Consider the following 20200-nt stretch of genomic DNA (forward strand, 5'->3'; position numbering starts at 1 on the left):
GCGCCCGCCCCCGGAGGAACGGCGACTCGCGAGGAGAGAGCCCGTGACGGCTTCCACCGCTGCACCGGCAGCAGCACCACCGGCCCTGCGCGTCATCCGGCGCGACGGGTCCGAGACCGGGTTCGACGCCACGAAGATCTCGGTGGCGACGACCAAGGCGTTCCTGGCGGTCGAGGGGGACTCGGGCGCGGCGTCGTCGCGGCTGCACCACCTCGTGGCCGGACTGACCGACCAGGTCGTCGCGGCGCTGACCCGGCACCCGGCGCACGCCGTGCACGTCGAGCAGATCCAGGACCAGGTCGAGCTCGCCCTGATGCGCGGAGGCCACCACAAGGTCGCCCGCTCCTACGTGCTCTACCGCGAGCAGCAGGCCCGGGCCCGCGCGCACGACGGCGGGGACACCGCCGCCGCGGACGCCCCGGTCGTGCACGTCACCCACCCCGACGGCAGCCGGGCCCCGCTGGACCGGATCCGCGTCGCCGCGGTGCTCGACGAGGCCTGCGCCGGCGTCGAGGACGTGACCCCGGACAGGGTGCTCGCCGAGCTGGACCGCACCGTCTACGACGGCATCACCGCCGACGAGCTGGCCCAGGCCCTCGTCCTGGCCGCGCGCACGCTGGTCGAGCGCGAGCCCGCGTACTCCCTGGTGGCCTCGCGGCTGCTGCTGGACCGGCTGCGCGCCGAGGCCGTGTCGCACCTGTCGGGCGCCCGGGAGACCCCGGACCACGCGACGATGGCCGAGCGGTACGCGGCCTACACGAAGGACTACCTGCGCCACGCCATCGCGATCGGCCTGGTCGACCCCGAGCTCGCGACCTTCGACCTGGACCGGGTCACCACCGCGATCCGCCCGGAGCGCGACCTGCAGATCGGCTTTCTCGGCCTGCAGACCCTCTACGACCGCTACTTCCTGCACGAGCGCGGCGTGCGCTTCGAGCTGCCGCAGGCGTTCTTCCTGCGGGTCGCGATGGGCCTGGCGGTGCGCGAGGTCGACCGCGAGGCGCGGGCGGTCGAGTTCTACGAGCTGCTGTCGCGCTTCGACTTCATGGCCTCCACTCCCACGCTGTTCAACTCCGGCACCACCCGCCCGCAGCTGTCGTCGTGCTTCCTCACCACCGTCGACGACGACCTGGAGTCGATCTTCGGCGGCTACCGCAACAACGCGCTGCTGGCGAAGTACTCCGGCGGGCTGGGCAACGACTGGACCCCGGTCCGGGGACTCGGCGCGCACATCCGGGGTACGAACGGCGTCTCCCAGGGTGTGGTGCCGTTCCTCAAGATCGCCGGGGACACCGCTGTCGCGGTGAACCAGGGCGGCAAGCGCAAGGGCGCCGCGTGCGCCTACCTGGAGACCTGGCACGTCGACATCGAGGAGTTCCTCGACCTGCGCAAGAACACCGGGGACGACCGTCGCCGCACCCACGACATGAACACCGCGAACTGGGTGCCCGACGAGTTCCTGCGCCGCGTGCAGGCCGACGGCGAGTGGACCCTGTTCTCCCCGGACGAGGTCCCCGACCTGCACGACCTCTACGGCACCGCGTTCGCGCAGCGGTACCGCGAGTACGAGGCGGCCGCGGCGCGCGGCGAGATCCGGGTGCACCGCACGGTGCGCGCGGTCGAGCTGTGGCGGCGGATGCTGACCATGCTCTTCGAGACCGGGCACCCGTGGATCACGTTCAAGGACCCGTGCAACCTGCGCAGCCCGCAGCAGCACGCGGGCGTGGTGCACTCGTCGAACCTGTGCACCGAGATCACCCTCAACACCCGCGCCGGCGACGAGGGCGAGGTCGCGGTCTGCAACCTCGGCTCGGTGAACCTGGCCGCGCACGTCACGCCGGACGGGCTCGACGCGGACAAGCTGCGCCGCACGGTGACCACCGCGGTGCGGATGCTCGACAACGTGGTGGACATCAACTTCTACACGATCGGAGAGGCCCGCCGGTCCAACCTGCGTCACCGCCCGGTCGGCCTGGGCATGATGGGCTTCTCCGACGCGCTGTTCACCCAGCGCATCGCGCCCGGCAGCGACGCGGCGGTGCAGTTCGCCGACCGCAGCGCGGAGGCGCTGTCGTTCCACGCGATCACCGCCTCGTCGGACCTGGCGGTCGAGCGCGGCCGCTACGCCAGCTTCGACGGGTCGCTGTGGAGCCGCGGGATCCTGCCGCTGGACTCGCTCGAGCTGCTGGCCGCGGCCCGCGGCGACGGCGAGCTCGACGTCGACCGGTCGTCCACGCTGGACTGGGCGTCGCTGCGGGAGAAGGTCGTCGCACAGGGGATGCGCAACTCCAACGTCCTCGCGATCGCGCCCACCGCGACGATCTCGAACATCTGCGGGGTCGGGCAGTCGATCGAGCCGATCCACCTCAACCTCTACGTGAAGTCGAACATGTCCGGCGACTTCACGGTGATCAACCCGCACCTGGTCCGCGACCTCAAGGACCGCGGGCTGTGGGACGAGGTGATGGTCGCCGACCTCAAGTACTTCGACGGGTCGCTGGCCGAGATCGACCGGGTCCCCGCCGACCTGAAGGAGCTCTACGCGACCGCGTTCGAGATCGAGCCGCGCCGGCTCGTGGCCGCCGCCTCGCGCCGGCAGAAGTGGCTGGACCAGGCGCAGTCGCTGAACCTCTACCTCGCCGCCCCCAGCGGCCGGGCGCTCGACGAGCTCTACCGCCTCGCCTGGCGCTCCGGGCTCAAGACCACCTACTACCTGCGCACCCGCGCGGCGACGTCGGTGGAGAAGTCCACCCTCACCGGCACCGACGGCCGGCTGACCGGCGTGCCGAGCACCCCGGCCGCCCCTGCCGCGTCGCCCGCGGCGGCCGTGCCCGCGCTCCCGGCGACCGCCGTGCCCGCCACAGCCCCCGACCTCGACCCGGGCGCCGCCTGCTCGGTCGACGACCCCGACTGCGAGGCCTGCCAGTGAGCACCCCGACCACCTACCGTCGCACCGGCGCCGACACCAGCGGGCTCGGCGAGATCGCACGCGGCGCCGCCCCCGTCGCCGCCGACGACAAGCGCATGATCAACGCCCGCGCCGACGTCAATCAGCTCCTGCCGCTGAAGTACACCTGGGCCTGGGAGAAGTACCTGGCCGGCTGCGCCAACCACTGGATGCCGACCGAGGTCGCCATGCAGGCCGACATCGCGCTGTGGCGCTCCCCCGGCGGGCTCACCGACGACGAGCGCCTCATGCTCACCCGCAACCTCGGGTTCTTCGCCACCGCGGAGTCGCTGGTCGCGAACAACATCGTGCTCGCGGTGTACCGGCACCTCACCAACCCCGAGTGCCGGCAGTACCTGCTGCGGCAGTCGTTCGAGGAGGCCGTGCACACCCACACGTTCCAGTACGTGTGCGAGTCGCTCGGGCTCGACGAGGGGGCGCTGTTCAACGCGTACCGCGAGGTCCCCTCGATCACCGAGAAGGACGCCTGGGCGCTGCGCTGGACCCGGGCCCTGTCCGACCCGGACTTCCGGACCGGCACCCCGGAGAACGACCGCGCGTTCCTGCGTGACCTCGTCGCGTTCTACGTGGTGTTCGAGGGCATGTGGTTCTACACCGGGTTCGCGCAGATCCTCGCGCTCGGCCGGCGCAACAAGATGGTGGGCATCGCCGAGCAGTACCAGTACATCCTGCGGGACGAGTCGATCCACCTGAACTTCGGCATCGACTGCATCAACCAGATCACGATCGAGAACCCGCACCTCTGGACGGCCGACTTCGCCGCAGAGATCCGGACGATGCTGCACGAGGCGTGTGAGCTGGAGGTCGCCTACGCCCGCGACACCATGCCGCGCGGGATGCTCGGGCTGACCGCCGAGTCCTGCGAGCGCTACCTGCGGTTCATCACCGACCGGCGGGCCGAGCAGATCGGGCTCGCCCCGCTGTTCGGGGAGCCGGAGAACCCGTTCCCGTGGATGAGCGAGGCCATGGACCTGCGGAAGGAGAAGAACTTCTTCGAGACGCGGGTGACTGAGTACCGGACGGGTGGGTCGCTGGACTGGGACTGAGGGGGTGGGCCGGGCCGGGTGACCGGCCCGGCAGCACCTCCGGGCCGCTCGTCGCGATCGCCGACGTCCCGCTCGACCGAACCGGCCGCGGAGGTCTGAGGGCCGTCAGCCGGCGTTGCGGTCGCCGCTCGGGTCGAGGAGCCCGTCCGAACCGGTCCGGCCGCGCCAGGCGTCGAGCACGGCCGGGTCCGCCCCACCGGCGACGGCGAGCACCCGCAGCGCGACCGCCTGCGCGGCCCGGCCGGGCGCCGTCGCCGGACGCGGCCCGGGCGCCTCCCCCGCCGCGACCGCCCGGACCACCCCGGCGGTCACCGCCCACTGGCCCGGGTCGCCGAACCGCTCCAGCAGGCCGTCGAAGGCGGCCGCCCGCGTCGGGTCGAACGGGATCGGACCCCCGGTGAGGTCGGTCAGCGGGTGCGCCGGGTAGAGGTGCGCGCAGGGCAGGTGACCGGCGGGCACGGGCACGGTCGCCGCGTGCGTGCGGCCCTCGCGCAGCACGTGCGGGAGCAGGTGGGTGTGCGGTCCGTCCGGGGAGCGGCCCTCGGGCGGCGGGATCGCGGCGTACACCTCGACCCGGCCGAGCGCGGTGGTGAACACGCGGTGCGGGCCCGCCGCGACCAGTGCGGCGGTCAGCCCGCCGTCGAGCGGGCCGCCCGCGGCACGGTGCAGCAGCCCGAGCAGGTCGGGATCGGCCGTGCGCACGCAGGCGTCCACCGTGGTCGTGCCCAGCCCGAGGTCGACGAGCACGGCGTCGCGGTCGGCCCGCCGCAGCGCGGAGCGGTCGGGCCCGAGCACGGTGACGACCCTCCGCGCGGACCCGCGGGCCGCGGGCGCGGGCAGACAGAGCGCGACCGCGTGGTTCCAGTGCTGGCGCGGGCCGACCGGGGTCCGGTAGGCCAGCGGCCGGGTCGACGGGTGCGGCTCGATCCGGATCCCGCCGCGCGCGGTGACGACCGCACCCGGCCCGGACGGCCCGACGGGCTCGTCGGGGGTCCGCACGAACTCCGCGATCGCGCCGGGCGCCCCCATGCTCCAGCCCGCGTACGGGTCGGCCAGGTACGCGCTCAGCAGCCCGGCCACGTCGTCCCCATCGCCCACGTCCCTCACCCTGCCCCTCCGACCGGAGGGTTCACACCCCGACACACTCTGCTGCACAGTGATGGCAACAACGATCGGGAGGCATCGTGGACGAGCACCCGCACGCCGGCCCGGAGTGCGCCGGCTGCGACTGGGAGGGCAGGCCGGAGGCGTTCCGCTGGTTCCCCGAGCTGGGCAGGCCCCTCGAACCCGCGGGCGGGCAGGGCCACGCGGCCTGAGCTCACCGGGCACCCACCCGTTCCCACCGGCGCCCCCACCACAGGGCCGTCCCGGCCGTCAGCACGACCGCCAGCGAGGGCACGAGCACCACCTGCGGCGCGCCGAACAGGTACTCGCGGCCCTCGGCCACCATCGCGCCCCACTCCGCGGTCGGCGGCTGGACACCGAGCCCGAGGAACGACAGCCCGGAGACGGTGAGCAGGGTGCTCGCGAACCGGACGCAGGCGTGCGCGGCCAGCGGCGGGACGAGGTTCCGCGCGACGTGGCGGGTCAGGACCCGCCCGGGCCCTGCGCCCAGGGCGACCGCCGCCGTCACGTACTCCCGCTGCCGCTCGGCGAGCGCGAGCAGGTAGGCCTGCCGGGCGAACGGGGTCCAGGCGATCACCGTGACCGCCACCAGCAGCGACCCGACACCCGGACCCAGCGCGACCGCGGCGAGCAGCCCGAACAGCACCACCGGGATCGCGGCCAGGACGTCGACCACCCGCATCGCCGCCCGCCCGACCGGGCCCGCGACCGCGGCGAGCGACCCGACGGCCACCCCGGACACCCCGGTGACCAGCACCGCGGACAGCGCCAGCCCGACCGTCAGCCGTCCGCCGTGGACGGTGCGCGCGAGCAGGTCCCGGCCCAGCTGGTCGGTGCCCAGCGGGTGCGCCGCGGACGGCCCGGCGAGCATCCCGGCGAAGTCGACGGCGTCGGGGTCGGGCAGGAGTACCGAGAGCAGGCCCGCCGGAACGAGCATCGGCACCGGCGCGGCCAGGGCCAGGGCGGCCACCCCGGCCGCGACCCACCACGCCGTCCGCACCCGGGGCCTCACCGTGACCCCGCCGAGCGCAGCACCGGGTCCAGCGCCGTCGCCAGCACCTCGACCAGCACCCCCGCGACCACCGCGACCGCGACGACGAGCAGCGTGCCCGCCTGCACCACCGGCAGGTCCTGCGCGACGACGGCCCGGTGCAGCAGCCGCCCCAGCCCCGGGATGCCGAACACGACCTCGACCACCACCGAGCCGCCCAGCAGCCCGGCGACGAACATCCCGGCCAGCGCGGTCACCGACGTCGTCGCGAGCCGGGCGCCGTGCCGCCACAGGACCCGGTGCGCACCGAGGCCCTTGGCCCGGGCGACGAGCACGTGCGGCCGGGTCAGCACCCCGGCGGTCTCGGCGCGGACGAGCTGCGCGGCCAGGGCCCCCGGGTAGGCGGCGAGGGTCAGCACCGGCAGGACCAGGTGGGCGGGGTCGCCCCAGCCGAGCGCCGGCAGCGCCCCGGCCCACACCGCGAACACGAGCACCAGCCAGGGGGCGAGCACGAACTCCGGCACCGCGACCCCGGCGACCGTGCCCAGCCCGAGGAACCGGTCGAGCAATCCGCCGGGCCGGCGCGCCGCGTAGACCCCGGCGGGGATGCCGACGACCGCCGCGAGGGCGAGCGCGAGCACCGCGAGCAGCCCGGAGACCGCCGCGGCGTCGGCGATCTGCCCGGCGACCGGGGTCCGGGCGACGTAGCCGTGGCCGAGGTCGCCGCGCAGCACCCCGCCCAGCCAGCGCAGGTACTGCTCGGTGACCGGCGCGTCCAGCCCCAGCGAGGACCGCAGCCGCGCCTCGGTCACCGGGTCCGGCACCGCCTCGGCGCTGCGGGCCCGCAGGACCGCCCGCGCCGGGTCGACGCCGGCCAGCCGCGGCAGCGCGAACACCAGCACCGACGCGGCCAGCAGCACCGGCCCGACGACGACGAGCCGGCGCAGCAGGAGCCCGATCACCCCGTGGTCGGGGAGAGCTGCGGCAGCACCGGGCGGATCTGCAGCGGATCGGGGACGAAGCCCGTGGCGCCGCGCAGCACGGCGGTGTTGCGCGGGTGCACGACCATGACGCCGACGGCGTCGCGGGTCAGCATCGCGGCGGCCTCGCGGAACAGCTGTTGGCGGGCCGCCGGGTCCTCGGTGGAGTTGAGCCGGTCGACCAGCGCGTCGTAGGCGGGGCTGCAGTACTGGTCGACGGCGTAGCTGCCGTCGCAGGTGTAGTCCGAGGTCAGCGTGCTCGCCGCGTCCGGGAAGTCGGACAGGTAGCTGCGCGAGTTGAGGAACATGTCGTAGTCACCGGCGAGGACCTTCGGCTCCTGGGCCTCGTAGTTCCCGACGGTGATGTCGACCTTCACCCCGGCGGCACCGAGCATCGCCTGGATCGCGTTCGCCAGCGCGGGCAGCTCGGGCCGGTTCGGGAAGGTCCACAGCCGCACGGTGAGCGGGTTCTGCTCGGTGTAGCCGGCCTCGGCGAGCAGCTGCCGGGCGCGGGCGACGTCGGCCCCGGGCGGCGGCGCGGTCTCGCCCCAGGGCACGGCCGCACCGAACAGGTCGGCCGCGGGTGCGGCGCCCCCGGCGAGGACCTGCTCGGCCAGCACCGGGCGGTCGATCGCCGCGGTGACGGCCTGGCGGACCCGCAGGTCCGAGAACGGCGCCGCGGACTGGTTGAGCTGCAGCAGAACGGTGCGCGCATTGGGGTACTCGACGACCTCGGCCCCGGCCGAGCGGACCTGGTCGAGCTGGGCCTGGGGCAGGCCCTCGGCGAACTGGACGTCGCCGGACCGGACCGCCAGCGCACGGGCCTGCGGGTCCTCGACGTAGCGGACGGTGACCCGGGCGGCACCCGCCGGCTCGCCCCAGTAGTCGTCGTTGCGGACCAGCTGCGCGGAGTCGGCACCGCTGACCGAGTCCAGCACGAACGGGCCGGTCCCGGTGCGCAGGTAGCGCGGCGCCCCGCCGCCGGCGTAGGCGGCGGGCGCGAGGATGCCGAGGTTGCCGCTGGACAGGCGCAGCGGCATCACCGGGTCGGGCTCGGTGGTGGTGATCCGCACGGCGTCGGCGCCGTCGGGGGCGACGGCGAAGCCGATGCCCCGGATCGCCCGCGGCGGGGCCTCGACGCCCGCGACGTAGCGCAACGCCGTGACGACGGCGTCCGGGGTGAGCGGGGTGCCGTCGTGGAACCGCACGTCCTGGCGCAGGGTGACCCGCCAGGCGTTGCCCTGCTGCTCCCAGCCCGTCGCGAGCATCGGCGCCGGGCGGGCGTCGGCGTCGACAGTGGTCAGGGTCTCGGCGACGCCGAGGGACTGCAGCCGGGCGCCGTCGTCGGCGTCGAAGGCGTAGTCGGCGCGCGGCGGGAACTGCAGGGCCACGGTCAGCTCACCGGCCGGGTCCGGGGTCCCGGCGCCGCCGGTGCCGGCACCACAGCCGGTCAGCACCAGGGCGGCGGCCGCGAGCAGCGCGGCCATCTTTCGTGCGATCACTCCATATGACTACATCTGATCATCTGTTCAATCAATGGCGCGTGAGCAACGCCCCGCGGCCGGGGAGCCGCGGGGCGTCGCGACGCGGGCTCAGCCGGTCGTCGCCGAGTCCCGGACCAGGCGGGCCGCGGCGACCAGGTTGGTCAGGGCCGCCACCGTCTCCGCCTCACCGCGGGTCTTCAGCCCGCAGTCCGGGTTGGCCCACAGCCGGTCCGGTCCGATGTGGCGCAGGGCCGCGCCGAGCTGCTCGACCAGCTCGTCGGTGCCGGGCACCTCGGGTGAGTGGACGTCGTAGACGCCCGGGCCGAGCCCGCGCGGGACCCCCGGTCCGAGGTCGGCCAGCACCTCCATCCGCGACCGGGCCGCCTCGACGGTGGTGACGTCGGCGTCGAGCCCGTCGATCGCCCCCACCACCTCGCCGAACTCGGAGTAGCAGAGGTGGGTGTGGATCTGGGTGGCGTCGGCGACGGCCCCGACGGCCAGCCGGAACGCGTCCACCGCCCAGTCCAGGTACCCGGGCCGGTCCCGCTCGTGCAGGGGCAGCAGCTCGCGCAGCGCGGGCTCGTCGACCTGGATGATCCGGATCCCGGCGGCCTCCAGGTCTCCTACCTCGTCGCGCAGGGCCAGCCCCACCTGCCGGGCGGTGTCACCCAGCGGCTGGTCGTCACGCACGAACGACCAGGCCAGGATCGTCACCGGGCCGGTCAGCATCCCCTTGACCAGCGCGTCGGACAGCGACTGGGCGAACCGCGCCCACTCCACCGTGATCGGCCGGGGCCGGGACACGTCCGAGTGCAGGATCGGCGGGCGCACGCACCGCGAGCCGTAGGACTGCACCCAGCCGTGCTCGGTGGTGGCGAAGCCGTCGAGGTGCTCGGCGAAGTACTGGACCATGTCGTTGCGCTCGGGCTCACCGTGCACCAGGACGTCGAGCCCGATGTCCTCCTGCAGCCGCACCACGCGGACGATCTCCTGGCGCATCCGCTCGGCGTAGGTGCCGGTGTCGATCACACCGGAGCGGTGCGCGGCCCGATCGCGCCGGATCTGCGCGGTCTGCGGGAAGGAACCGATCGTCGTCGTGGGAACGACGGGCAGGCCGAGCGCCGCGCGCTGGACCGTCGCCCGGACGTCGCCGTGACTGCGCCGGTAGTGGTCGGGGCCGAGCGCGTCGAGCCGGGACCGCACCCGCTCGTCGCGGCGCGCGGTGGCGGCGACCCGCTCCCGGACGGCCCGTGCGGCGTCGAGCTCCGCCGCGACCGCGTCGGGTCCCTCGTGCAGGGCCCGCCCGAGCAGCACGACCTCGGTGACCTTCTGCCGGGCGAACGCCAGCATGTCGACGACGTCGCCGGGCAGAGCCGTCTCAGCGGTCAGGTCGTAGGGGACGTGCAGCAACGAGCACGACGTCGAGACCTCGACCCGCCCCGCGACGCCGACCAGCCGCTGCGCCGTCGCCAGTGCCCGGTCCAGGTCGGTGCGCCACACGTTGCGCCCGTCGACGACGCCGGCCAGCACCACCTTCCGGTCCAGCCCCGGGACCGCCGGGTCTCCCGCATCGAGGGCGTCCAGGTCGGTGGCCCCCGCGACGAGGTCGAGCGCCAGCCCCTCGACGGCCGTGGCGGCGAGCGCAGGCAGGGCGGGTCCCAGCTCCCCGAAGTACGACGCGACGAGGATCTTGGGCCGCCGGGTCGCCGAGGCGAGCCGGTCGTAGGCCCGGCGCAGCGCCGCGACCTCCTCCGGCGTCCGGTCGGCGGCGAAGGCGGGCTCGTCGAGCTGCACCCATTCCGCACCCGCCTCGGCGAGCTCGGCGAGCAGGTCGCGGTAGACCTCGACCAGCGGCCCGAGCAGGTCCAGCGGGCGGAAGCCCTCCGGTGCGCCGCCGGCCGGCTTGGACAGCAGCAGGAAGGTCACCGGCCCGACCAGCACCGGACGGGTGGTGATCCCGCTGCGCAGGGCCTCGCGGAACTCGTCGAGGGCCTTGCGACTGCCCGGCGCGAGCCGGGTGTCCGGGCCGACCTCGGGGACCAGGTAGTGGTAGTTCGTGTCGAACCACTTGGTCATCTCGCAGGCCGGGGCGCCGGTGCGGCCGCGGGCCATCGCGAACAGCCGCTCCAGCGGGTCGGTGACGCGGGCGAAGCGCTCCGGCACCGCCCCGACCGCCAGCGCGGTGTCTCCGACGTGGTCGTAGAACGAGAACGTGTTGCCCGGCACCGAGCCGAGCCCGGCGTCGCGCAGCCCGGTCCAGGTGTCGCGGCGCAGCCCGGCGGCGACGTCGTGCAGTGCGGACGCGTCGGTCCGCCCGGCCCAGTACGACTCGGTCGCCCGCTTGAGCTCCCGGTCCGGTCCGATCCTGGGGTACCCCAGGACGGTGCTGCCGATGGTGCTGCTGGAAGGAATGCTCACGGCCCTCTCTCCTCGCGAGTGCGGTGGAGGACCCGTCGCCGGCACGGGGCGCCTGCGACCGCCGGGCACGACGGTGCCCGGTCGTCCGCCCGGCCCTCCCGCGAGGCCACGGATCCGCGCGCACCGGTCGGCACGCGCACCGGCGGCAGGTCTTCGGACTCACGGGCGCACTGCTCAGACCTACTGGCCGTCGCTTCCCGGGAAGAGCTCCCAGTGCTGTTGACGGCGGTCGTTCCCGTTCACCGCTGCGGGGCAGTCCCGGATTCCCACCGGGTTCCCTCTTGCCTCGTGACGCCCCGTTCCCGGGCCGGCACGAACCGTCGGCGACCCGACACTACCCCGGGCCCGGCGGCCGAACTGTTGCCGAACGGTCCTTGTTGCCATAGATTGGCAGTACTGCCAAGCCCTTCCCGTCACCCGGGTCGAGGGCGACCTCACCCTGCGCCCCTCCGTTCGGAGGGGGAACCTGCCCGGTCTCCCGAGGGGTAATGGCGATCACCCCTGTGCCCGCGGCCACAGGGGTCATAGCGTGCGGTCTCGACCCATCCACCTGCCTCAGAAAGGGCTGACATGCAGGTAGACGAGCTGCTCAAGCCGTTCCCCATCAAGGAGTTCCACCCGTTCCCCCGTGCGCTCATGGGTCCGGGGTCGCACGAGCTCATCGGCCCGGAGGCCCTGAAGCTGGGCTTCAAGAAGACCCTGGTCATGACGTCGGGCCTGCGCGGCACCGACATCGTCAACAAGATCGTCGAGTCGATGAAGTACCACGGCCTCGAGGTCGTGCTGTACGACAAGGTCGAGTCGAACCCCAAGGACTACAACGTCATGGACGCTGTGGGCCTCTACCAGCAGAACAACTGCGACTCCTTCGTCTCCATCGGCGGCGGTTCCTCGCACGACGCCTGCAAGGGCGCGCGCATCTCGGTCGCGCACGACGGCCGCAACGTCAACGAGTTCGAGGGCTTCAACAAGTCCGAGAACCCCTCCAACCCGCCGCACATCGCGGTCTCCACCACGGCCGGCACCGGCTCGGAGACCTCGTGGGCCTACGTCATCACCGACACCACGACCGACCCCGACAACCCGCACAAGTACGTCGCGTTCGACGACCAGTCGGTCACCACCCTCGCGATCGACGACCCGGTGCTGTACTACGACTGCCCGATCGACTACACCGCGCAGTGCGGGTTCGACGTGCTCGCGCACGCCTCGGAGCCCTACGTCTCGCGTCTGGACTTCCAGCCGTCGCTGGGCAACGCCCTGCACGCCATCAAGCTGACCTCGCAGAACCTGCGCAAGGCCGTCTGGAACGGCCAGGAGCTCTCCGGCCGCGAGGGCATGATGTACGCGCAGTACATCGCCGCCCAGGCGTTCAACTCCGGTGGCCTCGGCATCATCCACTCGATCAGCCACGCGGTGTCGGCGTTCTACGACACCCACCACGGCCTGAACAACGCCATCGCGCTGCCCCGCGTGTGGGCGTTCAACATGCCGGTCGTCTACGAGCGCTTCGCCGACATCGCCGAGGCGATGGGGGTCGACACCCGCGGCATGACCAAGCCGCAGGCCGCCGACGCCGCGCTCGCCGCCTCCATCCGGCTGCTGCGCGACGTGGGCATCCCGGAGAAGTTCGCCGACGTCAAGCAGGACACCTACTCGAAGAACCGGCTGGGCACCGGCCCGACCAAGTTCTACGAGAACGCGCCCACCATCGTCGGTGACGCGGCCGACGTCGACCGGATCACCAACCACGTCCTCGGCGACGCCTGCACCCCGGGCAACCCGAAGGAGTGCACGTTCGAGACCGTCCGCCCGGTCGTCGACCACTCCATCAACGGTGACCTGGACGACCTGCTGACCTGATCCGCAGGTCAGTACGTCCACCGTCGCACCAGCGGGCCCAGCCATCCGAGGTGATACTCGGGTGGGTGGGCCCGCTGGCTGCGGCCCCGCTCTTCTCCGCACCAGAGCCGGTGCGGCCCGCGAAGGAGATATCCGCGTGTCCGAGGCTGTCGTCCCCACTGTGACCGAGGCGGCGGACGCCGTCGCCTCGACCGGTCCGTTCGAGTCCGTCGACCAGGTGATCGAGACCCTGCGGGAGCAGGGCTACATCGCCGACACCCGCCTGGCCACGACGGTGTTCCTGCTGACCCGGCTGGACAAGCCGCTGCTGCTGGAGGGGCCCGCCGGGGTCGGCAAGACCGAGCTGGCGAAGATGCTCGCCGTCGCCACCGGGCGCCGGCTGCTGCGCCTGCAGTGCTACGAGGGCCAGGACGAGACCAAGGCCCTGTACGAGTGGGACTACGGCAAGCAGCTCATGTACACCCAGATCCTCCGCGAGAAGATCGGGCAGCTCGTCGAGGACGCACCCGACCTCGCCTCCGCGGTCGACCGCATCGGGTCCCAGGAGAGCGTGTTCTTCTCCGAGCGCTTCCTCGCCCCGCGCCCGCTGCTGGAGGCCATCCGCTCCGAACAGCCCGTCGTGCTGCTGATCGACGAGGTCGACCGCGCCGACGAGGCCCTGGAGGCCGTCCTGCTGGAGACCCTGGGCGAGTTCCAGATCTCCGTGCCCGAGATCGGCACCTTCGTCGCCGAGCAGCGCCCGTACGTGCTGCTGACCTCCAACAACACCCGCGACCTCGCCGCCGCGCTCAAGCGCCGCTGCCTGCACCTGTTCCTCGACTACCCGTCGGCCTCCCGCGAGCTGGAGATCGTCAGGTCGAAGAAGACCGGGCTGTCGGACCAGCTGGCCGAGGAGCTCGTCAACGTCGTGCGCGGGCTGCGCGAGCTGGAGCTGCGCAAGTCGCCGTCGATCTCGGAGACCATCGACTGGGCCCGCACCCTGGCTGTGCTGGGGGTCGACGAGCTGAACTCACAGATCCTGTCCGACACCGTGTCGGTCGTCGTCAAGTACGACAAGGACGTCAAGAAGGCCCTGGACGCCCTGCCGCGGCTGGTCGACCCGAACGCCGTGGTCACCGAGCACGGCCACGGACACGGGCACGGGCACGGGCACGGGCACGACGGGGACCACGACCACGACGAGCCCGCGGCCCGGACCCCGAGTACTCCGGCCGCCCGCGTGGACGACGAGCACGACGACGGCGACGTCGACGGCCGCGCCAAGCGGGCCGCGAAGGACCAGGCGGGACGGCACGGCGGTATCTACGGCGGCCTGCCCGGCGGGGTCGCGCCGCCGCCGTCGGCGATCCGGAAGGTCTCGCCCGGCCAGGGCACCCGTTCCTTCGGCGGCTCCCGCAAGCGCCCGGTCTGATCGGGGCCCGGAGTGGAAGCGAGCATCCACCGTTTCGTCCGGCTGCTGCGGATCCGGTCGGTGCGCATCTCGGTGTCCGAGGCGCTCGACGCGATGGCCTGCGCCGCCCAGCCCGGGGTGCTGTCCGACAAGTCGGTGCTCAAGGAGGCGCTGCGCATCGCGCTGATCAAGGACCGGCGTGACGAGGCGACCTTCGACGAGGTCTTCGACCTGTTCTTCGCCCTGGTCAGGGTGGGCGAGGCGGACACCGGCCACGGGCACGGCCACGGACACGGCGATCTGTCCGACGACACCCCGCTGGAGAACTTCACGCTGTCCGAGGAGCCGTCGGAGACCCCTCAGGAGGGTCACGACCACGGCGCCCCGGTCGACATCAAGGAGTTCTTCGACCCCGAGGACCTGGCCGAGCAGTACAACCTGCACCAGGAGGCCAACAAGATCGACATGGCCTCGATGACGGACGAGATCGTGCTGTCCAAGGAGCAGGCGGGCGACGCCACCGAGGGCCAGCGCGTGCAGATCGAGACCGACCGGTTCTCCGGCGGCGGGCAGCCGGGGGACATCTCCCAGCAGCAGGGCACCAAGGTCGACGCCGACCTCTCGGTCGCCCAGCAGGACGCGCTGCTGGGCTGGCTGAACTCCGAGGAGGACCGGCTGTCGGAGGAGGAGCAGGGCACCGAGGACGACGCCGCTGCGCTGCGCCGGCGCCTCACCGGAGTGCTCGACAACCTCCCGGAGCTGCTCAAGGCGCACCTGGAGAAGCTGCTCGCGATCGAGCAGCGGATCGTCGAGGGCCACGACGACGCCGAACGCGTCGCCGAGGTCGACCGGGCGAGCGAGACCGAGCGCATGCAGCTGGAGGACTCGTTGCGGCGGCTGGCCAAGTCGCTGCACGGTGCCCTCACACACCGCAGGCGGGTCTCACCGCGGGGCCGGATCGACTCGGCCCGCACCATGCGCAAGAACATGCGCTACGACGGCGTCCCGTTCTCCCCGGTCACCGTGCAGCGCCAGGAGGACAAGCCGCGCCTGGTGGTGCTGGCCGACGTGTCGCTGTCGGTCCGGGCCACCGCGCGGTTCACCCTGCACCTGGTGCACGGTCTGCAGGACCTGTTCGGCCAGGTCCGCTCGTTCGCGTTCGTGGCCGACCTGGTCGAGGTGACCGACCTGTTCGCCGACCACCCCGTCGAGCACGCCCTCGGGCTGATCTTCGGGGGCGACCAGCTCGACGTCGACGCCAACTCCAACTACGGCCTGGCCTTCGGCCAGTTCCTGGAGGACCACGGCTCGGCGGTCACCCGCCGGACGACGGTGCTGGTGCTCGGCGACGGCCGCGGGAACGGCAACGACCCCAACATGGAGGCGTTCGTCGAGATCACCCGGCGGGCCCGGGAGACGATCTGGCTGACCCCGGAGCCGCGGTACTCGTGGGGGCTCGGCCGCTGCGACCTGCCCGCCTACGCCGAGTACTGCGACCGCGTCCGCGTGGTCCGGGACCTGTCCGGTTTCGAGGCGACCACGAACGAGATGGCCGGCGAGCTGATCGGCCGCTGACCCCGCCGGTGGGTGGTGCCGGTGTCCGCACCGGGGCCACCCGCCGGGGTCCGCCTACCGCTCGACCACGATCTTCCCGACGGTGCCGCCGGACTCGATGAGCCGGTGCGCCTCCCGCAGTGACGCCGCGGTCAGCCCCTGCAGGCGCCGCGTCTCGGTGGTCCGCAGCTCCCCGGCGTCCACGAGCCGGGACACCTCGTCCAGGATCTCCCGCTGCACCGTCGAGCCCGGTTCCGACAGCGGCCGGGTGAACATCAGCTCCCAGTGCCAGGCCTGCGACTTCGTCTTCAGCGGGAGCGTGTCCAGGCCCTCCGGCTCGTCGATGGCGACGACGGTCCCGCGCGGGGTCATCAGCTCGGCGTAGGCCTCGACGTTGCCCGCAGACACCGGCGAGAACACGTACTGCACGCCGTCCGGGGCGACCTCGCGCACCGTGCCGACGAGGTCGTGGTGGTCGGCGACCGCGTGCGCACCCATCTGCCGCGCCCAGTCCGCGGACTCCGTGCGGGAGGCGGTGCCGACCAGCGTCAGCCCGGTGCGCCGGCCGAGCTGCAGGACCATCGACCCGACCCCGCCCGCGGCGGACACGACGAGCAGCGTCCCGGTGGTGTCGGCGGTGACGCGCAGGTGGTCGTGCAGGCACTCCCACGCGGTGATCGAGGTCAGCGGCAGCGCGGCCGCGGCGGCGAAGTCCAGGGTCGACGGCTTGCGCCCGACGATGCGGGAGTCGACGAGCTGGCGGTGGGCGTTGCTGCCGGGCCGGTCGATCGCGCCGGCGTAGTAGACCTCGTCGCCGGGGGCGTACCCCTGCACCCGGTCGCCCACCTCGACGACGACGCCCGCGGCGTCGAAGCCGAGGACCTTCGGCCCGTCGGCCGGGTCGAACGACGAACGGACCTTGCCGTCCACCGGGTTCACCGAGACGGCGCGGACGTCGACGAGCAGGTCGTGCGGGCCGGGCGCACCGACCTCGATCTCGGCGTCGACGAGGCACTCGGGGTCGTCGACGGGCAGCGGTCGGGGCGCCACGACGGCGGGTGCGGAAGCCATGACCGGACGCTATCCGCCCCACCGGGCCGCCGCCCGACGCACCGATGCCCCCGGCTGGGCCGATCGGCCGATCTCGCGCCGCTGCAGGGGCCGCCCGGAGTACGATCGGGCGTCCCCTTCGGAAAGGAGGGCCGGATGTCGGACGGTGGCGGAGCGGTCCTCCGGATCGTCGGTCGCGTGTGCACCGCGCTGTGGGGCTACACGCCGGGGGTGATCCCGGCCATGGTCACCACGATGGGCAGCGGGCCCGCGCTGCGCTGGTTCGCGGCCAACTTCCCGCGCTTCCTGGTCACCCTGCGCGTGCTGGGCCCCGTACGCACCCACCTCGCCGGGCTCACGATCTCCCTGGTGAACGGGTGCATGTACTGCGCCTACGGTCGTGCGCACGCCCTGGAGCTGATCCACCTGCGCGACCGGGACCTGCTGTTCCCGCTCGATGCCCGCACCCTCGAGAGCTGGAACGGGCTGTCCCGCCGCGAGATCGGGCTGCGGCTGCGCGGTGTGCTCGAGGAGGCCGGGATGCACGCCGAGGTGATCTGGGTGAACCGCACCCTGGCCCTGCTCGACGGCGCCCCGCCCGTCGACGCCGACGAGCGCCGCATCGCCCACCTGTGCCGGATGGTCGGCACCATGAACGCGATCGCCGTCGCCGCGGGGACGACCCCGGACGGCGCCCACGACCCGGTCAACAAGGACGCCGCGCTGAAGGCCCGGCTGCTCGCCGCCCAGGGCGCCTGAGCATCCCGGACCGGCACCGGAGCCCGCCCCCACCGTCCGGACGGGGAGGGACCCGGCCGTCGGACGTGGTGCGGCGTGCCCGCGACCGCCTAGCGTGGAGCGGGCCCCCGCACGCACAGGAGCGATCCATGATCGGAACCGACCGGCTCTCCAACGACCTCGCCGGCTGGCTGGACCGCACCCTGGTGCAGCCCGGGATCCTGCCGGCCGAGCGTTTCGAGGAGGCGTTCGTCGCCTGCGTCGCGAGCGCCGCGAAGGACCCCGAACTCCCGGACGACGCGTGGCTCGCCTTCTACCGCAACACCCTCGACGCGCTGGCCGGTGAGCCCGAGCCCGGCGGCACCAACGCCGAGATGGCGCCGGTGCACGCCCGCGCCCGCTCCCTCGTGCTGGGCGAGGAGGTGCTGGAGCTCGGCTGCTGCTTCGGCTTCCTGTCGCTGCAGCTGGCCCGCGACGGCCATCGCGTCACCGCCACCGACCTGACCGGCGGCACCGTCGAGCTGCTGACCCGGATGGCGCCGCAGCTCGGCGCCGACGTCGAGACCCACGTCGCCGACGCGCGTGCCGTCGCCCTGCCCGACGGCTGCGCGGACACCGTGTTCGCCGTGCACCTCGTCGAGCACCTGTCCGAGTCCGACGGCGACGAGGTCGTCGTCGAGATGCTGCGCCTGGCCCGGCGACGGGTGGTCGTCGCCGTCCCGTTCGAGAACGAGCCGAACCCCGCCTGGGGTCACGTCCGGGTCTTCGACGAGCGCGTCCTGACCCGGATCGGGGAGCGCACCGGCCATCCGTTCACGGTGTCCGAGCACCACGGCGGCTGGCTGGTGATCGACCTCTGAGCAGGGCCTGGGTGAGTGCCTCCAGCGGCCCGCGGTCGTGGCGGCGCAGCCACCACCCCGCCGCCGCGGCCGACCCGGCGACGACGAGGACCCACACCCCGACCGCCGCCCCGGTCCGCAGCGGCGCCGCGACACCGGCGAGCGCCCCGGCCACGCCGAGCCCCCAGGCGCCGAACAGCACCGCGGCCACGACGTTCTGGCCGACGTAGCAGCTCATCGCGGTCCGGCCGAGCGCGATGAGCCCGCACCGCACCGGACCGGCCGGGCCGCGCAGCCGAGCCAGGACCTCCGGGACCAGGCCGAGCAGCCCCAGCGCGACCAGCGGGGCGATCAGGTAGCGCTCGACGAGGAACCACGGGTCACCGCCCAGCGTGGTGAGCACCGTGAGCAGCGCGCCGGCCACCCCGGTGCCGATCATCCGTCGGCGCAGGGTGGTCGCACCGGCGTCGAACAGCCCGGCGCGCAGCAGCGCGGACCCGGCCAGGAACAGCACCACCGCCGACGGGACGATCAGCGCCAGCTCGACCCGGTACAGCAGCGGGTCGGCCAGCCGTGCGGCCACCTGCCCGGTCCAGGTCGCCGGGTACGGCGGGAGCGGCACGTCTGCGCCGGTGCTCCCGGCCGTCACGGCGGTCGCACCGCCCACCAGCAGCACCGTGACCGCCCCGGCGACGCAGGCGGCCGCCACCCGCACCCGCGCCGACCGCCCCACCAGCCACGCGACGAGCACCGAGGCGGTCGCGTAGCCCATCAGCACGTCGAACTCGAAGACCAGCACGTAGTGCAGCAGTCCCTCGGTGAACAGGATCGCGGCGCGGGCGAGGTGGCGGCCCGGCCACCGCAGGCCGCGGCGCACCGCCGAGCGGTACTGCAGCTCCATCCCGATCCCGAACAGCAGCGTGAGCAGCGCGAGGAACTTCCCGTTCGCGACGGCGCGGAGCGCGGTGTCGAGCCACCAGCCCCCGGCGAACCCGGCGAACACCGCGCCCGGCCCGCGCGGATCGGCGAACACCCAGACGTTCGTCGCGAAGGTCCCGGCGATCGCGAGGCCACGGAGCACGTCCGGGGCGGCGAGGCGGTCACCGGACACCGGTGCGCTCCCGGTCCCCGCTGCCGGGGAAGACGGTCGCCCACAGCGGCCCCACGACGAACCAGATCCCGGCGGCCAGCGACGCCGTCGCGAGCCAGGACCACATCGGGTCCTCCGGCCAGGCGCCCGGCGCCGGGAACGCGCGGCCGCCGGCCACCGACAGCAGGACCAGCACCGCCGCCGTGACCACCCAGGCGGCGACGACCTTGCCGTACTCGCGCCACTCGTACCGCGTCCGGGCGACCCCGCCCCGGGGCGGGCGCACCGGTGCCGGGCCGCCCGCGAAGCGGTGGGCGCCCCGGACGTCGGCCCACCGCACCAGCGAGTGCCCGAACGCGACGGTGATCCCGAGGTAGAGCGCGGCCAGCCCGTGCACCCGCGACGGTGCGCCGCCGGTCGCGAGGTCCACCGTCGAGGCGGTGACCAGCACGAGGTCCATCAGCGGCACCCCCAGCAGCAGCACCGCCCCCAGGCCCCGGCGGCGCAGCACGTAGCGTGCCCCCAGCCCGGCCAGCAGGAACACCCAGAACCCGATCTCGGCACCGACGATCAGCCACAGCAGCGGCTCGGCGAACAAGGACTCCCCCATGGCCGGTGATCGTGCCGACCCGGCCGCGGTGACGCGTCCGGCGTGCGACCGATC

16 protein-coding genes and 1 riboswitch are annotated in these 20200 nt (G+C 73.5%); of the genes, 8 read left to right on the top strand and 8 right to left on the bottom strand.

What is annotated here, in order from left to right; translation table 11 throughout:
• Positions 1-43: 43 nt before the first annotated feature.
• A complete protein-coding gene (locus ATL51_RS13955; protein WP_100878828.1) occupies positions 44-2929 on the top strand; it encodes a ribonucleoside-diphosphate reductase subunit alpha in 2886 nt (961 codons plus the stop codon).
• Positions 2926-4014, top strand: a complete 1089-nt coding sequence (locus tag ATL51_RS13960) for a ribonucleotide-diphosphate reductase subunit beta (protein ID WP_100878829.1) — start codon at positions 2926-2928, stop codon at positions 4012-4014. Before ATL51_RS13955 ends, ATL51_RS13960 begins: the two co-directional genes overlap by 4 nt.
• Positions 4015-4119: 105 nt before the next feature.
• Here the strand turns inward: ATL51_RS13960 and ATL51_RS13965 are convergent, their stop codons facing one another.
• On the bottom strand, positions 4120-5112 hold the full coding sequence (locus tag ATL51_RS13965) for a DUF6925 family protein (RefSeq protein ID WP_208622985.1): 993 nt from the start codon (positions 5110-5112) through the stop codon (positions 4120-4122).
• An 86-nt stretch (positions 5113-5198) separates the two neighbouring features.
• Between ATL51_RS13965 and ATL51_RS29405 the strand changes: the two genes are divergently transcribed.
• Complete coding sequence (locus ATL51_RS29405) at positions 5199-5330, top strand: hypothetical protein (protein WP_301549023.1); 132 nt, start codon at positions 5199-5201, stop codon at positions 5328-5330.
• Positions 5331-5332: 2 nt separating this feature from the next.
• Here the strand turns inward: ATL51_RS29405 and ATL51_RS13970 are convergent, their stop codons facing one another.
• From ATL51_RS13970 to metE, 4 genes are all read right to left on the bottom strand, one after another.
• The gene (locus ATL51_RS13970; RefSeq protein ID WP_157818357.1) at positions 5333-6139 is read right to left on the bottom strand and encodes an ABC transporter permease; all 807 of its coding nucleotides are present in this window, start codon (positions 6137-6139) and stop codon (positions 5333-5335) included.
• Positions 6140-6147: 8 nt separating this feature from the next.
• On the bottom strand, positions 6148-7092 hold the full coding sequence (locus tag ATL51_RS13975) for an ABC transporter permease (RefSeq protein ID WP_100878831.1): 945 nt from the start codon (positions 7090-7092) through the stop codon (positions 6148-6150).
• Positions 7089-8612, bottom strand: a complete 1524-nt coding sequence (locus ATL51_RS13980; protein ID WP_100878832.1) for an ABC transporter substrate-binding protein — start codon at positions 8610-8612, stop codon at positions 7089-7091. The genes ATL51_RS13975 and ATL51_RS13980 overlap by 4 nt, the downstream gene beginning before the upstream one ends.
• A 90-nt stretch (positions 8613-8702) precedes the next feature.
• The gene (gene metE / locus ATL51_RS13985) at positions 8703-11012 is read right to left on the bottom strand and encodes a 5-methyltetrahydropteroyltriglutamate--homocysteine S-methyltransferase (protein WP_301549024.1); all 2310 of its coding nucleotides are present in this window, start codon (positions 11010-11012) and stop codon (positions 8703-8705) included.
• Positions 11013-11139: 127 nt separating this feature from the next.
• Positions 11140-11349, bottom strand: a riboswitch (cobalamin riboswitch).
• Positions 11350-11582: 233 nt separating this feature from the next.
• On the opposite strand from metE, the gene mdo reads away from it, so the two are divergent.
• The 3 genes from mdo to ATL51_RS14000 all read left to right on the top strand — a co-directional run bounded on the left by mdo (position 11583) and on the right by ATL51_RS14000 (position 15840).
• Positions 11583-12875: an NDMA-dependent methanol dehydrogenase gene (gene mdo / locus ATL51_RS13990; protein ID WP_100878833.1), complete on the top strand. Its 1293-nt coding sequence runs from the start codon at positions 11583-11585 to the stop codon at positions 12873-12875.
• A gap of 136 nt (positions 12876-13011) precedes the next feature.
• Positions 13012-14286 carry an AAA family ATPase gene (locus ATL51_RS13995; RefSeq protein WP_100878834.1) on the top strand — a complete coding sequence of 425 codons (1275 nt, stop codon included), beginning with the start codon at positions 13012-13014 and terminating at the stop codon, positions 14284-14286.
• Positions 14287-14298: 12 nt separating this feature from the next.
• The gene (locus ATL51_RS14000; protein WP_100878835.1) at positions 14299-15840 is read left to right on the top strand and encodes a VWA domain-containing protein; all 1542 of its coding nucleotides are present in this window, start codon (positions 14299-14301) and stop codon (positions 15838-15840) included.
• Between the two features lie 54 nt (positions 15841-15894).
• Here the strand turns inward: ATL51_RS14000 and ATL51_RS14005 are convergent, their stop codons facing one another.
• On the bottom strand, positions 15895-16890 hold the full coding sequence (locus tag ATL51_RS14005) for a zinc-binding alcohol dehydrogenase family protein (protein ID WP_100878836.1): 996 nt from the start codon (positions 16888-16890) through the stop codon (positions 15895-15897).
• A 177-nt stretch (positions 16891-17067) separates the two neighbouring features.
• Here ATL51_RS14005 and ATL51_RS28210 point away from each other — a divergent pair, with 177 nt between their 5' ends.
• A complete protein-coding gene (locus ATL51_RS28210) occupies positions 17068-17628 on the top strand; it encodes a hypothetical protein (RefSeq protein ID WP_157818358.1) in 561 nt (186 codons plus the stop codon).
• 128 nt (positions 17629-17756) lie between these two features.
• Positions 17757-18467, top strand: coding sequence for a mycofactocin oligosaccharide methyltransferase MftM (mftM, locus tag ATL51_RS28215; protein ID WP_157818359.1), 711 nt, complete (start codon positions 17757-17759; stop codon positions 18465-18467).
• On the opposite strand, the gene ATL51_RS14015 is transcribed toward mftM, so the two are convergent.
• A complete protein-coding gene (locus ATL51_RS14015) occupies positions 18421-19557 on the bottom strand; it encodes a DUF418 domain-containing protein (RefSeq protein WP_100878837.1) in 1137 nt (378 codons plus the stop codon). The genes mftM and ATL51_RS14015 overlap by 47 nt on opposite strands.
• Positions 19547-20146, bottom strand: a complete 600-nt coding sequence (locus ATL51_RS14020) for a hypothetical protein (RefSeq protein WP_100878838.1) — start codon at positions 20144-20146, stop codon at positions 19547-19549. Before ATL51_RS14020 ends, ATL51_RS14015 begins: the two co-directional genes overlap by 11 nt.
• Positions 20147-20200 lie beyond the last annotated feature (54 nt).

Origin of the sequence: Pseudonocardia alni, from assembly GCF_002813375.1 — a bacterium.
In the GTDB taxonomy this organism is placed as follows: Bacteria; Actinomycetota; Actinomycetes; order Mycobacteriales; family Pseudonocardiaceae; genus Pseudonocardia; species Pseudonocardia alni.